Annotated in this window: 14 protein-coding genes; 11 read left to right on the top strand and 3 right to left on the bottom strand. The window is 74.8% G+C overall.

The genetic code is table 11. The features are described 5' to 3' along the window. Window positions 1-55: 55 nt before the first annotated feature. On the top strand, window positions 56-1,069 hold the full coding sequence (locus M8316_RS08455; protein ID WP_250053693.1) for a TerC family protein: 1,014 nt from the start codon (window positions 56-58) through the stop codon (window positions 1,067-1,069). A gap of 66 nt (window positions 1,070-1,135) precedes the next feature. On the opposite strand, the gene M8316_RS08460 is transcribed toward M8316_RS08455, so the two are convergent. Next, entirely contained in the window at window positions 1,136-2,050 is a 915-nt protein-coding gene (locus M8316_RS08460) for a sulfite exporter TauE/SafE family protein (RefSeq protein ID WP_250053695.1), read from the bottom strand. A gap of 128 nt (window positions 2,051-2,178) precedes the next feature. On the opposite strand from M8316_RS08460, the gene M8316_RS08465 reads away from it, so the two are divergent. Next, entirely contained in the window at window positions 2,179-2,652 is a 474-nt protein-coding gene (locus M8316_RS08465) for a PGPGW domain-containing protein (protein ID WP_250053697.1), read from the top strand. Here the strand turns inward: M8316_RS08465 and M8316_RS08470 are convergent. Further along, entirely contained in the window at window positions 2,621-3,139 is a 519-nt protein-coding gene (locus M8316_RS08470) for a GNAT family N-acetyltransferase (protein WP_250053699.1), read from the bottom strand. The genes M8316_RS08465 and M8316_RS08470 overlap by 32 nt on opposite strands. Before the next feature lie 65 nt (window positions 3,140-3,204). Between M8316_RS08470 and M8316_RS08475 the strand changes: the two genes are divergently transcribed. From M8316_RS08475 to M8316_RS08515, 9 genes are all read left to right on the top strand, one after another. Further along, window positions 3,205-3,681 (top strand): PGPGW domain-containing protein, encoded by a 477-nt coding sequence (locus tag M8316_RS08475; protein ID WP_250053701.1) that lies wholly within the window; start codon window positions 3,205-3,207, stop codon window positions 3,679-3,681. 234 nt (window positions 3,682-3,915) lie between these two features. Then, window positions 3,916-7,308 carry an exodeoxyribonuclease V subunit gamma gene (gene recC, locus M8316_RS08480; RefSeq protein ID WP_250053703.1) on the top strand — a complete coding sequence of 1,131 codons (3,393 nt, stop codon included), beginning with the start codon at window positions 3,916-3,918 and terminating at the stop codon, window positions 7,306-7,308. Then, window positions 7,305-10,760, top strand: coding sequence for a UvrD-helicase domain-containing protein (locus M8316_RS08485; protein WP_250053704.1), 3,456 nt, complete (start codon window positions 7,305-7,307; stop codon window positions 10,758-10,760). Before recC ends, M8316_RS08485 begins: the two co-directional genes overlap by 4 nt. Then, a complete protein-coding gene (gene recD, locus M8316_RS08490; RefSeq protein ID WP_250053706.1) occupies window positions 10,757-12,712 on the top strand; it encodes an exodeoxyribonuclease V subunit alpha in 1,956 nt (651 codons plus the stop codon). Before M8316_RS08485 ends, recD begins: the two co-directional genes overlap by 4 nt. Window positions 12,713-12,803: 91 nt before the next feature. After that, window positions 12,804-13,415 (top strand): ACT domain-containing protein, encoded by a 612-nt coding sequence (locus tag M8316_RS08495; protein ID WP_250053707.1) that lies wholly within the window; start codon window positions 12,804-12,806, stop codon window positions 13,413-13,415. 85 nt (window positions 13,416-13,500) lie between these two features. Then, on the top strand, window positions 13,501-14,436 hold the full coding sequence (locus M8316_RS08500) for a 1,4-dihydroxy-2-naphthoyl-CoA synthase (protein WP_250053708.1): 936 nt from the start codon (window positions 13,501-13,503) through the stop codon (window positions 14,434-14,436). 142 nt (window positions 14,437-14,578) lie between these two features. Further along, the gene (locus M8316_RS08505) at window positions 14,579-14,956 is read left to right on the top strand and encodes a DUF5994 family protein (protein ID WP_308195979.1); all 378 of its coding nucleotides are present in this window, start codon (window positions 14,579-14,581) and stop codon (window positions 14,954-14,956) included. Between the two features lie 59 nt (window positions 14,957-15,015). Continuing rightward, on the top strand, window positions 15,016-16,323 hold the full coding sequence (locus M8316_RS08510) for an aspartate aminotransferase family protein (protein ID WP_250053710.1): 1,308 nt from the start codon (window positions 15,016-15,018) through the stop codon (window positions 16,321-16,323). Window positions 16,324-16,415: 92 nt separating this feature from the next. After that, a complete protein-coding gene (locus tag M8316_RS08515; RefSeq protein ID WP_250053749.1) occupies window positions 16,416-17,129 on the top strand; it encodes an NAD-dependent deacylase in 714 nt (237 codons plus the stop codon). Here M8316_RS08515 and M8316_RS08520 read toward each other — a convergent pair. Further along, window positions 17,119-17,907 carry a TetR/AcrR family transcriptional regulator gene (locus M8316_RS08520; RefSeq protein WP_250053711.1) on the bottom strand — a complete coding sequence of 263 codons (789 nt, stop codon included), beginning with the start codon at window positions 17,905-17,907 and terminating at the stop codon, window positions 17,119-17,121. The genes M8316_RS08515 and M8316_RS08520 overlap by 11 nt on opposite strands. Window positions 17,908-17,914: the final 7 nt, after the last annotated feature.

Below are 17,914 nucleotides of genomic sequence, written 5' to 3' on the forward strand. Positions count from 1 at the left end.
CAGAGATCGCGCAGCGCCTCGTGGCTGCTGCGCCGACCCCTGAGGAGCACGTCCCGTGACCACCCTTGCCGCACCGATGGCGATCGAGTCCATCGGCACCCCGACGCTGTGGGCCGCCACGATCGGCGCCGTCGTCGTCCTGCTGGTCCTCGACTTCATCGCCACTCGCAAGCCGCACGAGGTCTCCTTCAAGGAGGCCGTCGGCTGGTCGCTGTTCTACATCGCCCTGCCGGTCGCCTTCGGCGTCTTCATCTGGACCCAGTACGGCGGCTCGATCGGCACCGAGTACTACACCGGCTACATCGTCGAGAAGTCGCTCTCGGTCGACAACCTCTTCGTGTTCATGCTCCTGCTCGGGGCGTTCGCGGTGCCCCGCGAGCTCCAGCAGCGGGTCCTGCTCTACGGCATCATCGGCGCCCTCGTGCTGCGTGGCATCTTCATCGCCCTGGGCGCCGCGGCCCTCCAGCAGTGGAACTGGGTCTTCCTCGTCTTCGGCGCGGTGCTGCTCTTCACCGGCTTCAAGCTGCTGCGCGACGCCCTGACCGGCCACGACGAGCAGAGCGTCGACGTGGACGAGATGAGGATCGTCAGGCTCGTGCGCCGCGTCATGCCGGTGACCGACACCTACGAGGGTCCGCGGATGACGGTCAAGCAGGCCGGCAAGCGCGCGCTGACCCCGTTCGCGCTGGTCACCATCGCCGTCTTCGCCACCGACATCGTCTTCGCGGTCGACTCCGTGCCGGCCGTCTACGGCATCACCGGCGACCCGTACCTGGTCTTCGCCACCAACGCCTTCGCGCTGCTGGGCTTGCGCGCCCTGTACTTCGTCATCGAGTCGGCGCTGGCCAAGCTCGTGCACCTCTCCTACGGCCTCTCGGCGATCCTCGTCTTCATCGGCGTGAAGCTGGTGCTGCACTGGGGCCACATGACCTGGTCCTCGGTGCCCGAGATCCCGACCGTCACCTCGATGCTCGTGATCGTCGGGATCCTGGTGCTCACCACGATCACGTCGTTGATCGCCTCCTCCCGCGCGGAGAAGGCGGAGAAGCAGGACGAGATCTCGGCCTGACGCCTCGCCCTCACGCGAGACGACCCCCTGCCCGCACGTCGGGCAGGGGGTCGCTGCGTTCCTGCCTCAGGCTGGCGTGTGCTCGCCGGCCAGGTCGGCCTCCACCTCGCGGTGGGCGAGGACGGCGGCGGCCCGCTCGGCCCGCACGGCCCACACGATCCCCGCGACCCAGGCGACGGCGATCGTGCCCGCGAGCACGGCGACCTGCGTGCCCGAGGCGCCGAACGCCTCCGCGAGCGTCTTGGAGTTGGTCAGCACGATGAGGCCGCCCGCGGCCACGCCGAGGACGCGCGGGGCCAGGATGCGGACCAGCCAGGCCGCGACCGGGGCGGCGACCACGCCGCCGGCCAGCAGCGCGCCCGCGTAGCCCCACGGGATGCCCTGGCTGCTCAGGGCGATGATGAAGCCGAGCGAGCCGCCGATGGCGACCACGAACTCCGAGGTGTCGATCGAGCCGACGACCTTGCGGGGCTCGAGGCGGCCGGAGGAGAGGAGCGTGGTGGTGCCGACCGGGCCCCACCCGCCGCCGCCGACGGCGTCCAGCGCACCGCCCACGAGGCCGAGCGGCGCCAGGAGCGCGGCGTGCGGCCGTCGTCCGAACTGCGGGCGGCGGCCACCCAGGGCGAGGAAGCGCCAGATCACGTACAGGCCGAGGCTCAGCAGGATGCCGGCGACGACCGGCTTGGCGAGGGCCCCGTCGAGGTTGGCCAGGAACGTGGCGCCGGCGAACGCGCCCACGAAGCCGGGCCCGGCCATGATCGCGACGGTGCGCCAGTCGACGTTGCCGAGGCGCGCGTGCGAGGCGCCGGAGACCAGCGAGGTGCCGATCTCGGAGAAGTGGACCGCGGCCGATGCCGCTGCCGGGCCCACGCCGACGGCGAGCAGCAGGGTCGTGGACGTGACGCCGTAGGCCATGCCCAGCGAGCCGTCGACGAGCTGGGCGAACAGGCCGACGAAGCCGACCAGCAGGAGTGTGCGCACGGGGCGCTCCTTTCGAGGGGAAGCCGATCGGCTTGTCTTGTAAGTCGATCTGTTTGGTCAACTTAAATGACAAAGGGATCGGCGTCCAGCACCCACCCCCGTGACCCGGCCCCTGGCAGGCTGATGTCGTGCGGCGGCTCTGGATGGTCGGCCTCGGCTGGCTGCTGGTGGTCGGCGGCGTGGTGCTCTACCCGCTGCCGGGCCCCGGCCTGCTCCTGATCGCCCTCGGCGTGCCCCTGCTGGCGCGCTACGACGAACGGGCCGCACGGTGGCTGCGGCCGGCGCAGCGGCGCGCGCTGCGCGAGACCGCGCGGGCGGTGGAGACGTGGCCGCGGACGCTCGTGAGCGCGCTCGTCACCGCCCTGGTCGGACTGGCCGGTGTGCTGTGGCTGCTCGAGCCCGCGCAGCCCGCCTGGTGGGGGCTGCCCGCCTGGACGTGGCTGCCCGGCGGCTGGTGGGCCGGGGTCTCGCAGGTGGCCTCGGGCGTGGTCTGCCTGGCGCTGGTCGCCTGGGCGCGGGTGGTGCTGGGGCCGGGGCGCACGCCGGCGTCCGCCCTGGGGTCGGGGGAGCTCAGCGAGGAGTCGCGTCGATCCGCAGCGTGAGGAAGGTGCTCAGCGGGTCCGGGGCGTAGTCGGCGAAGGGCTCGGTGTCGACGAACCCGTGGCGGCGGTACAGCGACCTCGCGGGGGCGAAGAAGTTCTCCGCGCCGGTCTCGAGCGAGATGCGGGCCGCGCCCTGCGTGCGGGCGTGGTCCAGGACGTGGGCCAGCACCTGCGCGCCGATGCCCTCGCCGCGACGGTGGGGTGCCGTCCGCATGGACTTCAGCTCCAGGTGGCCGTCCCCGAGGTCCTTGAGCGCGGCGGTGCCGAGCAGCTCGCCGCCTGCCTCGGCCCCTGCCTCGCCGCCTGACTCGCCGCCTGACTCGTCGCGCGCGACGAAGAACGTGATCTCCGGGCGCCGCAGGCCCGCCACGTCCAGGGCGTGCACCGACTCCGGCGGGGAGATGCTGCGCATCTGGGTCACGTGGGCCTCGAGGAAGGCGATGACCTCGGGGTCGTGGACGTCGTCGGTGCGGATGGTCAGGGCCACGGCGGGAGCGTACGGGCGTGCCTGCTCACCCGGAACGGCTGGGAGCAGCCTGTCAGGATGGCGGCATGACGCGGGCCGCGAAGATGATCGTGATCGAGGTCCTCGGCTGGCTGCTGGTGCTGGCCGGCATCGCCGCGCTGGTGCTGCCGGGGCCGGGCCTGCTGATGATCTTCGCCGGCGTCGCCCTGCTCTCCCAGCGCTACGCCTGGGCCGAGCGCAGGCTCGCACCGATCAAGTACCGCGCCCTCAAGGGCGCGGCCGACTCGGTCGACAACAAGCTGCGCGTGGCCGGCTCCGTCGTGCTGGCGATCTGGCTCCTGGCCTGGGGCGTCGTGTGGATCTGGTCGCCGCCGGCCCCGTCGTGGTGGCCGGTGGCCGACTCGTGGTGGCTGATCGGTGGCGCCGGCACCGGCGTGACCCTCATCCTCTCCGGCCTGCTCGCGATCTTCCTGATCGTGTGGAGCATCCGGAAGTTCCGCGGCCACCCGGAGGCGCTCGAGGCCGTCGAGGCGGAGTACGCGGAGCACAAGCGCCGCTCCTGACCTCTCCCGGCCCGGTGGTCGAGGTGTGAGGAGCGCCAGCGACGAGCCTCGAGACCCCCGCACCCGCAGCGCCCGGCGGTCGAGCAGCGAGGAGCCCCGGCGACGAGCGCACGTCGAGACCACCCACCGGACCAGGCCACCCATCCTCCACAGGCCCCCGAGCTGCCCTGCTCGTCCCCAGCATCGGAGACGTTCGGACGCCCCTGTCGGCGGCCTCGCCTAGTCTCCACCTCGATGCCGCTCCACCTGCACCGTGCCGCCCGCACCGACCTCCTCGCCGACGCCCTCGGCGGGCTCCTGGCGAGCCCGCTGCCGGACCCCTTCGCCGAGGAGGTCGTCGTCGTGCCCGCCCGGGGGGTGGAGCGCTGGCTGACCCAGCGGCTCTCGCACCGCCTCGGCGCGGCCGAGGGCCGGGAGGACGGCGTGTGCGCCGGCGTCCGCTTCCTGGCACCGCGCTCGCTCGTCTCCCTGCTGCTGGGGCGCGAGAAGGACGACCCGTGGGACCCGGAGCGGCTGGTCTGGCCGGTGCTCGCGGTGGTCGACGACTCGCTCGGCGAGCCCTGGTGCGCCGCGCTGTCGCGCCACCTCGGCCACGGCCTGACGGGCGAGGCCCGCGCCACCCGTCGCCAGCGGCGCTGGTCGGTGGCCCACCACCTGGCTCGGCTGTTCGCCGCCTACGCGGTGCAGCGCCCGGCGATGCTGGCGGCCTGGTCCGCCGGCGGCAGCGGTGACGGGCTCGGCCACGACCTCCCGCCCGACCTGGCCTGGCAGCCGGAGCTCTTCCGCCGCGTCTGCGCGCGGGTGCGCGCCGAGAGCGGTGCCGCCGCCCCGCACGAGCGGCACGCCGCCACCCTCGCGGCGCTCGAGGTCGGCGGCGACGGGCTCGACCTGCCGGCCCGGCTCTCGCTGTTCGGCCACACGCGGCTGCCCGAGACCGAGGTGGCGCTGCTGCGCGCCCTCGCAGCCCACCGCGACGTCCACCTGTGGCTCCCGCAGGCCTCCGAGCCGCTGTGGCAGGCGCTCCAGCCGCTGGGCGGCCCGGTCCCGCGCGCCGAGGACGACAGCGACCTCCTGGTCGGGCACCCGCTGCTGGCCTCGCTGGGCCGGGACAGCCGCGAGCTCACCCGCACGCTGCACGGGGTCGCCGACCACGAGCACGTCCACGACCGCACGGAGCCCGCGGGCACCACCCTGCTGTCCCGGCTCCAGGGCGACCTGCGGGCCAACCACGCCCCCGACGCCGCGGAGCGGGCGGCGCGACCGGTGGACCCCGCCGACCGGAGCCTCCAGGTGCACGCCTGCCACGGCCCGGCCCGCCAGGTCGAGGTGCTGCGCGAGGTGCTCGTCGGCCTCCTCCAGGACGACCCCACCCTCGAGCCGCGCGACATCCTCGTCATGTGCCCGGACGTGGAGTCCTACGCCCCGCTCGTCTCGGCCGCGTTCGGCCAGGGCGGCGGCGAGGGCACGGACGACGCCGTCGCCGGTCACCCCGGGCACCGGCTGCGGGTGCGCCTGGCCGACAGGGCGCTCTCGGCGACCAACCCGCTCCTGGGCGTGGCCGCGTCGCTGGTGGAGCTGGCCGGCGGTCGGGTCACGGCGTCCGAGGTGCTGGACCTGCTGGCCACCCCCGTCGTCCGCGCCCGCTTCGGGCTCAGCGACGACGACCTCGACCGGGTCTCCCGCTGGGTGGGGGAGGCCGGCGTGCGCTGGGGCCTGGACGCCGCCGGCCGCGCCCCGTTCTCCATGGACCGCTTCGAGATGAACACCTGGCGGTGGGGCGTGGACCGGGTGCTGCTGGGCGTGGTGATGTCCGGCGACGAGCTGGCCCACGTGGGCGACGCCCTGCCGCTGGACGACGTGGGCAGCTCGGAGGCAGGCCTGGCCGGCCGTCTCGCCGAGGCCCTCGACCGCGTCGGGGCCTGCCTCGAGGGCCTCACCACCGCCGTGGGCGTCTCCCGCTGGGTCGAGGTGCTGCGCACCGCGGTCCGCGGACTGACCCTCGCCGACGACGACGCGGCCTGGCAGCTGCCACAGCTCGAGCGCGAGCTCGCCGGGATCGCCCAGGACGCGGCGGAGCCGGCAGCCGGGGCGCAGGCAGGGCAGGGCGAGGAGCCCGAGCTGGCGCTCGCCGACGTCCGTGCCCTGCTCGCCTCCCGGCTCTCGGGCCGCCCGACCCGCTCCAGCTTCCGCACGGGCACGATCACCGTCTGCACCATGGTGCCGATGCGCTCGGTGCCGCACCGGGTCGTGTGCCTCCTCGGGCTCGACGACGGCACCTACCCGCGCAGCACCGCCGCGGACGGCGACGACGTCCTGACCCGCACCCCGCTGACCGGCGAGCGCGACCTGCGCTCCGAGGACCGCCAGCTCATGCTCGACGCGGTGCTGGCCGCGTCCGAGACGCTGGTGCTGACCTACACGGGCGCCACCGAGCACTCCGGGTCCGCGCGCCCGCCCGCCGTACCGCTCCAGGAGCTGCTCGACGCGGCCGACCGCACCTGCGCCGAGCCCGTGCGCGAGCACGTCGTGGTCCACCACCCGCTCCAGCCGCACGACGCGCGCAACCTCGTGCCGGGTGCCCTCGTCCGCGAGCGTGCCCCCCGGCCGTTCAGCTTCGACGTGGCGGCGCGCGCCGGCGCGCAGGCCGCCCACGGCACGCTGACCCCGGTGCCGCTGCTGGTGCCGCCCGGCGGGCTGCCCGAGCACCCGCTCACCGAGGTCTCGCTGGCGGACCTCGTCGACTTCGTCAGCCACCCGGTCCGGCACTTCCTGCGCCGCCGTCTCGACGTGGGCTCGCCGCTGCGGGCCCGCGAGGTCGAGGACGCCATGCCGGTGGAGCTGGACGCCCTGGAGAAGTGGGGCGTCGGCGACCGGCTGCTGCACGAGATCCTGGCCGGCGCGGCCCCGGGCACGGCGCTGGAGGCCGAGCGACGACGCGGCGGCATCCCGCCGGCCGCCCTGGGCGACCTGGTGCTGGCCGACGTCGAGTCCCAGGTCCGCGCGATCTTCGACGCCACCCGCGACCACCGGTCGGCTCCGGCCCGGTCGGTCGACGTGGACGTCGAGGTCGGGGGCGGACGCCGGGTCACCGGCACCGTCTCGCCGGTGCACGGCAACCAGCTGCTGACGCTCGGCTACTCCCGGTTGAAGGCCCGGCACCGGCTCCAGTCCTGGGTGCAGCTGATCGCCCTGGCGGCCGGGCGCCCCGACGAGCACTGGATCGCGCGGGCCGTCGGCAGGACCAAGGCCGGGCCCCAGGCGGCCCTGGCCGGTCCGCTCGACCACCGGGCCGTCGCCTGGCTCACCGACCTCGTGGACCTCTACGCCGAGGGGCTGCGCCGGCCGTTGCCGCTGCCCCCCGAGACGTCCCTGGCCTGGGCCACGGCGGCCGTCGCCCGGGAGGGCGGGGACCCGGACGCGGACCCGTCCGCCGCCGCGTCCCGCGCGTGGGTGACCGACCCGCACGACCGGTTCGGCATCGAGGGAGAGGACAAGGACGTCTCCCACCGCACCGTCTTCGGTGAGGACGCGCACCTCGACGTCCTCGTCGACGCCGGCCTGCCCGAGCTGGCCCTGCGGCTGTGGCGACCGGCCATCACGACCGGGGAGCGGGTGGGCCCGCTGTGAGTACGCACCCGACCGACCCCGCCCACGCCGTCCCGTCCGCACCGGAGCGCCACGCCATGGAGACCTTCGACGCCCTCGGGCCCCTGCCGGGGGTCGGCACGACGCTGCTCGAGGCCAGTGCGGGCACCGGCAAGACCTGGACGATCGGCGCCCTGGTCACCCGCTACGTCGCGGAAGACGGGGTGCCCCTGGCCGAGATGCTCGTCGTCACCTTCGGGCGGGCCGCCAGCCAGGAGCTGCGCGAGCGCGTGCACGCCCAGCTCAGCGAGGCGGCCGCGGCCCTGGCCGAGGACGCGCCGGAGCCCACCGAGCCGCTGCTGCGCCGGCTGCGCGAGACCACCCCGCAGGAGCGGGCGGTGCGTCGCCGTCGCCTGGCCCGGGCGCTCGCCGACTTCGACGCGGCCACCATCGCCACGACGCACCAGTTCTGCGGCCTCGTCCTCGACTCGCTGGGCGTGGCCGGTGACACCGACGCCCGCGCCCACCTCGTCGAGGACCTGGAGGACCTGACCCGCGAGGTCGTCGACGACCTGTACCTGCGCGCGTTCGGCCGCCGCGACGACCCGCCGGTGTTCAGCCGCAAGGACGCGCTCGAGCTGGCCCGCGCCGCCGTGGGCGACCCGCAGGCGCACCTGCTGCCCGAGGCGGGCGACGAGAGCGTCCCCGCGATCACGGGGCGGCGCGCCTCGTTCGCCCGGGCCGTCCGCGCCGAGGTCGAGCACCGCAAGCGTCGCCTGGGCGTGCTCTCCTACGACGACCTCCTGGCCCAGCTGGCCGACGCGCTCGAGGACGAGGACGCCCCGGCCCGCCGGCGCATGCGCGACCGGTGGTCGGTGGTGCTGGTCGACGAGTTCCAGGACACCGACCCCGTGCAGTGGCAGGTCCTCGACCGCGCCTTCACCGGGCACGCGCGGATGGTGCTGATCGGCGACCCCAAGCAGGCGATCTACGCCTTCCGCGGCGGCGACGTGCACACCTACCTCCAGGCCGCCGCGACGGCCGGGACGCAGCAGACGCTCGGCACCAACTGGCGCAGCGACGCCGGGCTGGTCTCGGCGCTCCAGGTGCTGCTCGGCGGGGCGGAGCTGGGGGACGAGCGGATCACCGTCCACCCCGTCGACGCCCACCACCGCGAGGCGCGGCTGCGCGGCGCTGACGGGTCCGCCCTGCCGCCGCTGCGCCTGCGTGCCCTCGACCGTGACCTGCTGAAGGTGTCCCCGCGCACCACGCCGTCGGTGAAGAAGGCGCGGCCCGCGATCTGGACCGACGTCGCCCACGAGGTGCAGTCCCTGCTCTCCTCCGGCACCACGTGGCACGGCCGGCCGCTGGTGGCCGGCGACGTGGCGGTGCTGTGCAACCGGCACTCCGACCTCGCCGCCGTGCAGGCCCAGCTCGAGCCACTCGGCATCCGGGCCGTCATCGCCGGCGGGGAGAGCATCTTCACCACGCCCGCGGCGCGGTACTGGGCGACCCTGCTGGAGGCCCTGGAGCAGCCGCACCGCAGCACCCGCGTCCGCGCCGCCGCGCTCACCCCGTTCCTCGGTCGTGACGCCACGTGGCTCGACGCCGCGGGGGACGAGGCCACCGACGAGGTCGCCGACCTCCTGCGCGACTGGGCCGACCTCGTCGCCCGGCGCGGGGTGGCCGCCGTGACCGAGGCGGCCACGACCGCCGGCATGCCCGCGCGGGTGCTCGCGCGTGTCGGCGGCGAGCGGCTCCTGACCGACCTGCGGCACCTCGGGGAGGTGCTGCACGAGACGGCGCAGAACGAGCGGCTGGGCGTGGTCACGCTGCTGGCGTGGCTGCGGCGCGAGGTCGCGGAGGCGGAGGAGGGACGCGTCCAGGAGCGGGTGCGTCGCCTCGACAGCGACGCCGCCGCCGTCCAGCTCGTGACCATCCACTCGAGCAAGGGCCTGCAGTACCCGGTGGTGCTGCTCCCCACGCTGACCGACCGCTGGGTGCCCACGATGACGCAGGCACGCTTCCACGACGAGGCGGGCCGACGCTGCCTGGACGTCGGCGGGCCCACCCCGCGGCGCGAGGACTGGCGCGGTCACGAACGTGCCGCGCAGGCCGAGGACGCGGGGGAGTCGCTGCGGCTGGCCTACGTGGCCGCGACCCGGGCCCAGAGCCAGGTCGTGCTGTGGTGGGCACCCACGAAGAACACCGAGTCCTCCCCGCTGCACCGCTTGCTCTCGCGGGTGCCCGGCACCGCGGAGGTGCTGCCCACCCGCGCCGTGCCGCCCGACGACCTGCTGCGCCAGGGCCTCGGCATGTGGGAGCAGGCCGGCGGCCCGGTCCTCGAGCGCGCCGAGCCCGCCCCGCTCGGTGCCCTGCCCGCGAGCCCGGCGCCCGGTGAGCTGTCCGTCCGTCGGTTCGACCGGGTCGTGGACACCGCCTGGCGGCGCACGTCCTACTCGGCGCTGGCGCACGCGGCGGACGTCGGTGGCCCCGTGGTCGGCGGCGCCGACGGCGCCCCGGGCGTCGGCAGCGAGCCGGAGGCGCTCGGCAAGGACGACGAGGTCGACCTCGCCGAGACCGTGACCCGCGAGGAGCCCCCGTCCGCTGAGCTCGCGCTCGCCTCCCCGATGGCCCGGCTCCCGGTCGGTGCGACGTTCGGCTCGCTCGTGCACGCGGTGCTCGAGCACGCCGACCCGGCCGCGCCCGCCCACGGCGGTGACCTCCGGGCCGAGCTGGCCGCCCACGTCGCCGAGCAGCGTGGCTGGTGGCCGGTCGACCTCGACGGGGACGAGCTCGTCGAGGCGCTCCTGGCGGTCTGCGACACCCCGCTCGGCCCGGACGCCGACGACCGGACGCTGCGCAGCCTGGGCCTGCGGGACCGGCTGCGGGAGATGGACTTCGAGCTCCCCCTGGCCGGCGGCGACGTCGCCCGCGCGGACTCCGGGGCGTCGCAGGTGCGGCTCGCCGACCTCGCACCGGTGCTACGCCGCCACCTGCCGGAGGGCGACCCCGTCGGCGGCTTCGCGGACGCCCTCGAGACCCGCCCGGGCGGGCCGGCCACGCCGCTGGGCGACCAGCCCCTGCGCGGCTACCTCACCGGCTCGGTGGACGTCGTCCTCCGCGTCGGCACGCTCGAGGAACCGCGCTACCTGGTGGTCGACTACAAGACCAACTGGCTCGGGCCGCGCGAGGAGCCACTGACCGCCCACGCCTACCGGCCGGCGGCGCTGGAGGAGGCGATGGGTCACTCCGACTACCCCCTCCAGGCACTGCTCTACGCCGTCGTCCTGCACCGGTTCCTGCGCTGGCGCCAGCCCGGCTACGACCCGGAGCAGCACCTCGGCGGCGTCCTGTACCTCTACGTCCGCGGCCTGTGCGGCCCCGAGACCCCCCGGGTCGACGGGCAGCCCTGCGGCGTCTTCAGCTGGCGCCCGCCCGTGGCGCTGCTGGAGGACCTGTCCGCGCTCCTCGACGGGAGGCCCACCCGATGACCGCCGCGACCCCGACCCCGGCGCCGACCCAGGCTCCCCGCCTCGCCTCGGCGCCACTGGCCATCCACGAGCCCTTCGAGGCGCACGACTCCCGCCTGGCCGCCCGGGCCACCGGCACGCCGGCCGTCCTGAACGCCGCCGGCGTCCTGGAGGCGACCGACGTGCACGTGGCCACCCGCCTCGCGGCCGTCGGGGGCGAGGACAACCAGGCCGTCGTGCTCGCCGTGGCCCTCGCCGTGCGGGCGCTGCGGCGCGGCTCGGTCTGCGTCGACCCGGTGGCCACCGCCATCGAGGTCGCCGCCGAGCTGCGTGCCGCCCTCGAGGCGGACCAGGACGTTGCCGGGTCCGAGCCTGAGCCGGCGGCGCACGCCGCGGTGCGCGCCGCGGCAGCGGTGACCTGGCCCGAGGCCTCGGCCTGGCGCACGGCGCTGGCCGCCAGCCCGTTGGTGGCCCAGGGCGCCCTCCGGCTGGAGGGCGACGACCTCTACCTCGACCGCTACCACCGGCTCGAGACCCAGGTGGCCGACGACCTGCTGGCCCGGGGTGCCGCTCCGGCCCCCGAGGTGGACGAGACGGTGCTGGAGGCCTCGCTCGTGGGCGTGCGTGGCGGCCGGTTCAGCCCGGAGCAGGAGGCGGCAGCCGTGCAGGCCGTCCGCTCCTGGACGACGGTGCTGACCGGCGGGCCCGGGACCGGCAAGACCACCACGGTCGCGCGGACCCTGGTGCTCCTCGCCGCCCAGGCGGCGGCCGACCCGGAGCGCCACGGACGACCGCTGTCGGTGGCGCTGGCGGCGCCCACCGGCAAGGCCGCGACCCGGCTCGAGGAGGCGGTGGCCGCCGAGCTGGACGCCCTGGGGCCCGACGCGGCGGACGGGCTGGGCCCCCTGGCCGGCGTCACCCTGCACCGGCTGCTGGGCTGGCGCGCCGACAACCAGACCCGCTTCCGGCACGACCGCGGCAACCGGCTGGGCCACGAGGTGGTGGTGGTCGACGAGTCCTCGATGGTGGACCTGACGCTCATGGCGCGGCTCCTGGAGGCCGCGCGGCCGACCTCCCGCCTGCTGCTCGTCGGCGACCCCCGCCAGCTCACCTCGGTCGGCGCCGGTGCCGTGCTCGCCGACGTCGTCCGCGGCCTGAGCGCGGACGCGGGGTCGGAGCCGTCCACCTCCCCGGTGGCCGCGCTGAGCACCAACTTCCGCAGCACCGAGCACATCAAGGCGGTGGCCGAGGCGCTGCGTGCCGGCGACGCCGACGAGGTGGTCGCACAGCTGCGCGCGACGAGCGCGGAGGTCGAGCTGGTCGAGGTCGAGGACGACGAGGACCCCTCGGACCTGCTGCGGCCCTCCCTCGTGGCCCACGCCCGCGAGCTGCGGGAGCTGGCGGCGGCGGGCGAGCACGCGCAGGCGCTGCGGCTGCTGGACCGCCAGCGGCTGCTCTGCGCGCACCGCGACGGCCCCGCGGGGGTGCGGACCTGGAACCGCCGGGTGGAGACGTGGCTGGCGGAGGAGGTCGGCCCGCTGGCCGTGGGCCGCGGGCTCCCGGGGTGGTACGCCGGTCGACCGCTCCTGGTGACCAGCAACGACTACGCCCTCGACGTCTACAACGGCGAGACCGGCGTCGCCGTGCTGCGGCCGGAGGACGGTCGACTGCGCGCGTGGATCAGCGGGTCGGACGGTGCACGCGAGCTGGCGCCCGGCCGGCTCCAGGAGATCGAGACGATGCACGCGATGACCGTGCACAAGGCCCAGGGCAGCCAGGCGGAGTCGGTGACCCTCCTGCTGCCGCCGGCCGGGTCCCGGCTGCTCACCCGCGAGCTGTTCTACACCGCGCTCACCCGGGCCCAGCGGCACGTGCGGGTCATCGGTTCCGAGGCCGCGGTGCGCGCGGCGGTGGCCACGCAGGCGCAGCGCGCGACCGGTCTGGCAGCGCGGCTCCGGGCAGGGACGCGGTGACGTCCGGGTCTCGGCGGTTCAGACCAGTGGTCGGCGTCCACCTGGCGGAGCCTCCGGTTCGTCGGCGGACGTGGGCGGCTAGGGTCGTGCCGTGTCCTTCCTGATGCGCGTGGAGCTGCCTGACGTCCCCGGTTCGCTGGGTCGTCTCGCGACCGCGATCGGTGAGGCCGGCGGCGACATCGAGGCCATCGAGATCGTCGAGAAGCGCTTCGACGGCACCGCGCTGGACGACGTGCTGCTCGACATGGAGCCCGGCGTCATGCCCGACTCCGTCGTCTCTGCCTGCAACGCCGTCGAGGGCGTCCGTGTGGTCTGGGTCAGCCGGTACGCCGCAGGCGGCAACCTGTTCCTCGACCTCGAGGCGGTCGAGGACCTCACGGCCGAGCCGGCCGCCGCGATGGACCGCCTCGTCCACCTGCTGCCCGTCACCTTCCGCGCCGACTGGGCCGCCCGCGTGAACCGGGTCGACGGCATCGTCACCCACACCGAGGCGGCGCCCTCGGACCTGCCGTTCCTCGACATCGTGGGCACGGAGCGCCTCGAGTCGCTGGAGGAGGGCTCGCCGGACGTGGTCATCGCCGCCCGTCTCGGCGGCAACGACATCGTCATCGTCGGTCGCCGCGGCGGTCCGGCGTTCCTGGACTCCGAGCTCGCCCGCGTCGGCCACCTCGCCGGCCTCGCGGTCTCCATCGCCCGCCCCTGACCCGCCGACCGGCCACGCCGCTGGTCGAGGAGGCCGGCCACGGCCGTCGCGAGACCGAGGTGCCGCGCCCGGTAGCGTCCGCACCATGAGCGCGATCGAGGGTGTGTCCGACACGTTCGACCCGGACGCCTGGGACGTCGTCCCCGGCTTCGAGTCGCTGACCGACCTGACCTACCACCGGGCGAAGGCGCACGGCACGGTCCGCGTCGCGTTCGACCGGCCGGACGTGCTCAACGCGTTCCGCCCGCACACCGTCGACGAGCTGCTGACGGTGCTCGAGCACGCCCGCACCAGCGCGGACGTCGGCTGCGTGCTGCTCACCGGCAACGGGCCGTCCCCCAAGAACGGCAAGCACTCCTTCTGCACCGGCGGAGACCAGCGCATCCGGGGCAAGGCCGGCTACCAGTACGAGACGGACGGCCACGTCGTCGAGGCCGAGGCGCCGAACCCGATCGACAAGGCGAAGCTGGCCCGGCTGCACATCCTCGAGGTGCAGCGGCTGATCCGGTTCATGCCCAAGGTCGTCATCGCGGTCGTCCCCGGCTGGTGCGCCGGCGGCGGGCACTCGCTGCACGTGGTCGCCGACCTGACCCTGGCCAGCGCGGAGCACGCCGCGTTCAAGCAGACGGACGCCGACGTCGGCTCCTTCGACGCCGGCTACGGCTCGGCCTACCTGGCCCGCCAGGTGGGGCAGAAGTTCGCCCGCGAGATCTTCTTCCTCGCCGACACCTACTCGGCGGAGGACGGCGTCCGCATGGGCACCGTCAACAAGGCCGTGCCGCACGCCGACCTCGAGGCCGAGGCGCTGGACTGGGGCCGCAAGATCAACGGCAAGTCCCCCACAGCCCAGCGGATGCTGAAGTACGCGTTCAACGCGATCGACGACGGTCTCGTGGGCCAGCAGATCTTCGCCGGTGAGACCACGCGCCTGGCGTACATGACGGACGAGGCCCAGGAGGGCCGCGACCAGTTCCTCGAGAAGCGTGACCCCGACTGGTCGCCCTTCCCCTGGTACTACTGAGCCCCGGTCCGCCGAACCTCGGGGTTCCGGCCGGACTGGACGTCCTTGCCCCACCCACGCCGGCTGCTAGCGTCGAGAACGTACAGCCGGCCGCACGAGGTGCAGGAGGCACGGGGTGGGGCCGCCACGAAGGGTGGGCGCCGTGAGTGCCTCCGGCTCGTCATACCCGTTTCGCGCGAGCGACCCTCTGGGCCACCTGCGGCTGCGGGTCAAGCCACCTTGCGTCGCCGCTGAGGCGGACGGCGTGTGGCTGCCCTACGGCAGGGACCTGACGCGGGAGGCCGCCCACCTGGTGGACGAGTTCCCCTCCACCCGTGGGCGCGTGGACCGCGTCGTGTACGCGCCGGGGGACTGGTCGGTCGTCAGTGACGAGGTCTGGACCCGGTACGGACGGGTCAAGGTCGGCTACATGACCGCGGCGCGCGGACGCGCACTGGTCCTGGTGAGGCTCACCAGCGGCGAGGTGCTCAAGATCCGGGTCGCCTGGCCGGGAGCGGCAGTGCTGCGCCTCGTCCGCTGATCCCGTCCTGGTAGTACTGGGCCACCGGCACTCGCCGGCAGGACACCCGGGGGAGCAGCGTGAGCGACGAGCAGTTCTGGCAGCAGGCGGACGAGCACCTCATCCGCTACGGCACGCAGTGGACGCCGCGGATCATCGAGCGCGGAGCGGGCTCCTACGTCCACGACTCCGACGGCCGGAAGATCCTCGACTTCACCTCCGGCCAGATGAGCGCCGTGCTGGGCCACGCCCACCCCGACGTCGTCCGTGCCGTGAGCGAGGCCGTGAGCACGCTCGACCACCTCTACTCCGGCATGCTCAGCCGCCCGGTGGTCGAGCTGGCCACCCGCCTGAGCGCCACGATGCCCGAGCAGCTCAGCCGCACCATGCTGCTGACCACCGGCGCCGAGGCCAACGAGGCCGCGATCAAGATGGCCAAGCTCGTCACCGGCCGCTACGAGGTCGTCTCCTTCGACCGCTCCTGGCACGGGATGACGTCAGGCGCCGCGGCCGCCACCTACTCCGCCGGTCGCGCGGGCTACGGCCCGACCATCCCCGGCAACCTCACCCTGGCCACGCCGAACGCCTACCGGTCGATCTTCCGGCACGCCGACGGCAGCTACGACTGGAAGGCCGAGCTCGAGTACGGCTTCGGCCTCATCGACCAGGCCTCCGCCGGCAGCCTTGCCGCCTGCATCGTCGAGCCGATCCTCTCCTCGGGCGGCATCATCGAGATGCCAGTCGGCTACCTCGCCCGTCTGCGCGAGCTGTGCGACGAGCGCGGCATGCTGCTCATCCTCGACGAGGCGCAGACCGGCCTCGGCCGCACGGGCACGATGTACGCCTTCGAGCGGGACGGCGTCACGCCCGACATCCTCACGCTGTCGAAGACCCTGGGCGGCGGGCTGCCCGTCGCCACGGTCACCACCAGCGCCGCCATCGAGGAGCGGGCCCACGAGCGCGGCTTCCTCTTCTTCACCACGCACGTCTCGGACCCGCTGGCCGCCAGCGTGGCCCTCTCCGTGCTGGGGGTCGTGCAGCGCGACGGGCTCGCCGAGCGTGCCGGCGTCCTCGGCAAGCAGCTCAACGCGCGGCTCACCGGCCTCCAGGACAAGCACGAGGTCGTCGGCGACGTGCGCGGCCGCGGGCTGCTGCAGGGCATCGAGCTCGTCCTCGACCGCGAGACCAAGGAGCCCGCCGACGCGCTCGGCAACGCCGTCACCCGCGCCTGCCTCGACCGCGGGCTGCACCTCAACATCGTGCAGATGCGCGGCATGGGCGGGATCTTCCGGCTCGCGCCGCCGCTGACCGCCTCGGAGGCCGAGATCGACGAGGGCATCGACATCCTGGACGACGCGCTCACCGCCGTGCTCGCGCAGGGTGCCTGAGCCGCAAGCCCGGCGCAGCCCGGCGCCACCCGGGGAGCCGGGACGCTCGTCACTGACCAGGCCCGACGAGGGTGACTAGGGTGGACCGCGTGATGGCTGGACGGATCGTGGTGCTGACCGGGGCGGGCATCTCCGCCGAGAGCGGGGTGCCTACGTTCCGCGACGCCGACGGCCTGTGGGAGGGCCACCGGGTCGAGGACGTGGCCACCCCCGAGGCCTACGAGACCAGCCCGTCCACGGTGCACCGCTTCTACGACGCCCGCCGCCAGGCGTTGGGCGCGGTCGAGCCGAACGCGGCCCACCACGCGCTCGCCCGCCTCGAGGAGCACCTCGGCGGCGACCTGCTCGTGGTCACCCAGAACATCGACGACCTGCACGAGCGCGCGGGCTCGCGCAACGTGATCCACATGCACGGGGAGCTCCGCAAGGCACTGTGTCGCGCCTGCGAGGGCCGGTTCGAGTGGACCGGCGACCTCGGCGACTTCCCGCCGTGCCCGGGCTGCCAGCACTCCGAGCTGCGCCCCGACGTCGTCTGGTTCGGCGAGATCCCCTACGAGATGGACACGATCATCGAGGCGCTGGCCGACGCGACCGCGTTCGTCTCCATCGGCACCTCGGGCGCGGTCTACCCCGCCGCCGGCTTCGTGCAGCAGGCCCGCCGGTTCGGCGCGGACACGCTCGAGCTCAACCTCGTCCCCTCCGACGGCACGCCCTGGTTCGCGCAGGCACGGCACGGCCGCGCGGGCGAGCTGGTGCCGGCCTGGGTGGACGAGGTCCTCGCCGGCCGCGGGTTGCTCACGAGCTAGCCGCGATCCGCTCCCGGGCCAGCGCGACGAGGCGCGGGGCGTCCTCGGCCAGGCCGAGGTCGGGTGCGAAGCGCGCGAGGGTCGAGAGGAAGAGCTCGCCCGAGGTCAGCAGCCGGGCGTCCACGTGCCCGAACACCTCGAGGGCGACCACGCCGTAGAGCTGCGCCCAGCCCTGCATCGAGACCCAGCCGAAGCCGCGCTCGTGCTCGGGCAGCAGGTGCTGGGGGCCGGGGATCGCCGGGTCGAGGACGGCGACGCGGACGGCGTCCGGCAGGTCCTCGACGGCCGGCACCGCGAACCCGGTCGCGCGCCACACGTCGTGCAGCAGCATCGTGAACAGCTCGGCCGACGCGGCGGCCGTGATCGGCTCGCCCGGCCGACAGCCGGGCTCGGCGACGGGGTGGGCGAAGACGAGCGAGAACTCCCGCGGCGAGCCCATCGCCCAGGTGCGGAACTCGGTGACTGCCAGGACGAGGCGGGCGGCCGGGTCGTCGTCGGCGGCCTCGTCGGCGGCGGCCGCGAAGCGCACGGTGGCGGCCTGGTCGATGCGCAGCGCCACGAGGTCGACCAGCTCGGAGTAGGAGCCGACGTACCGGTACAGCGCCGGCGCGGTCATGCCCATCCGCTGCGCGACGGCACGCAGGGAGAGATCCTCGTTCTCCCGCAGCAGCACCAGCGAGGTCTCGACGATCTCGGCGTACGTCGCCTCGCGCTGCTTCTCCCGACGCGTGGGCTCGGGCGCAGCGCCGGAACCCGAGTGGGGGGCGGACGCCGGCACAGACACC

Source organism: Nocardioides bruguierae (assembly GCF_023554635.1).
In the GTDB taxonomy this organism is placed as follows: Bacteria; Actinomycetota; Actinomycetes; order Propionibacteriales; family Nocardioidaceae; genus Nocardioides; species Nocardioides bruguierae.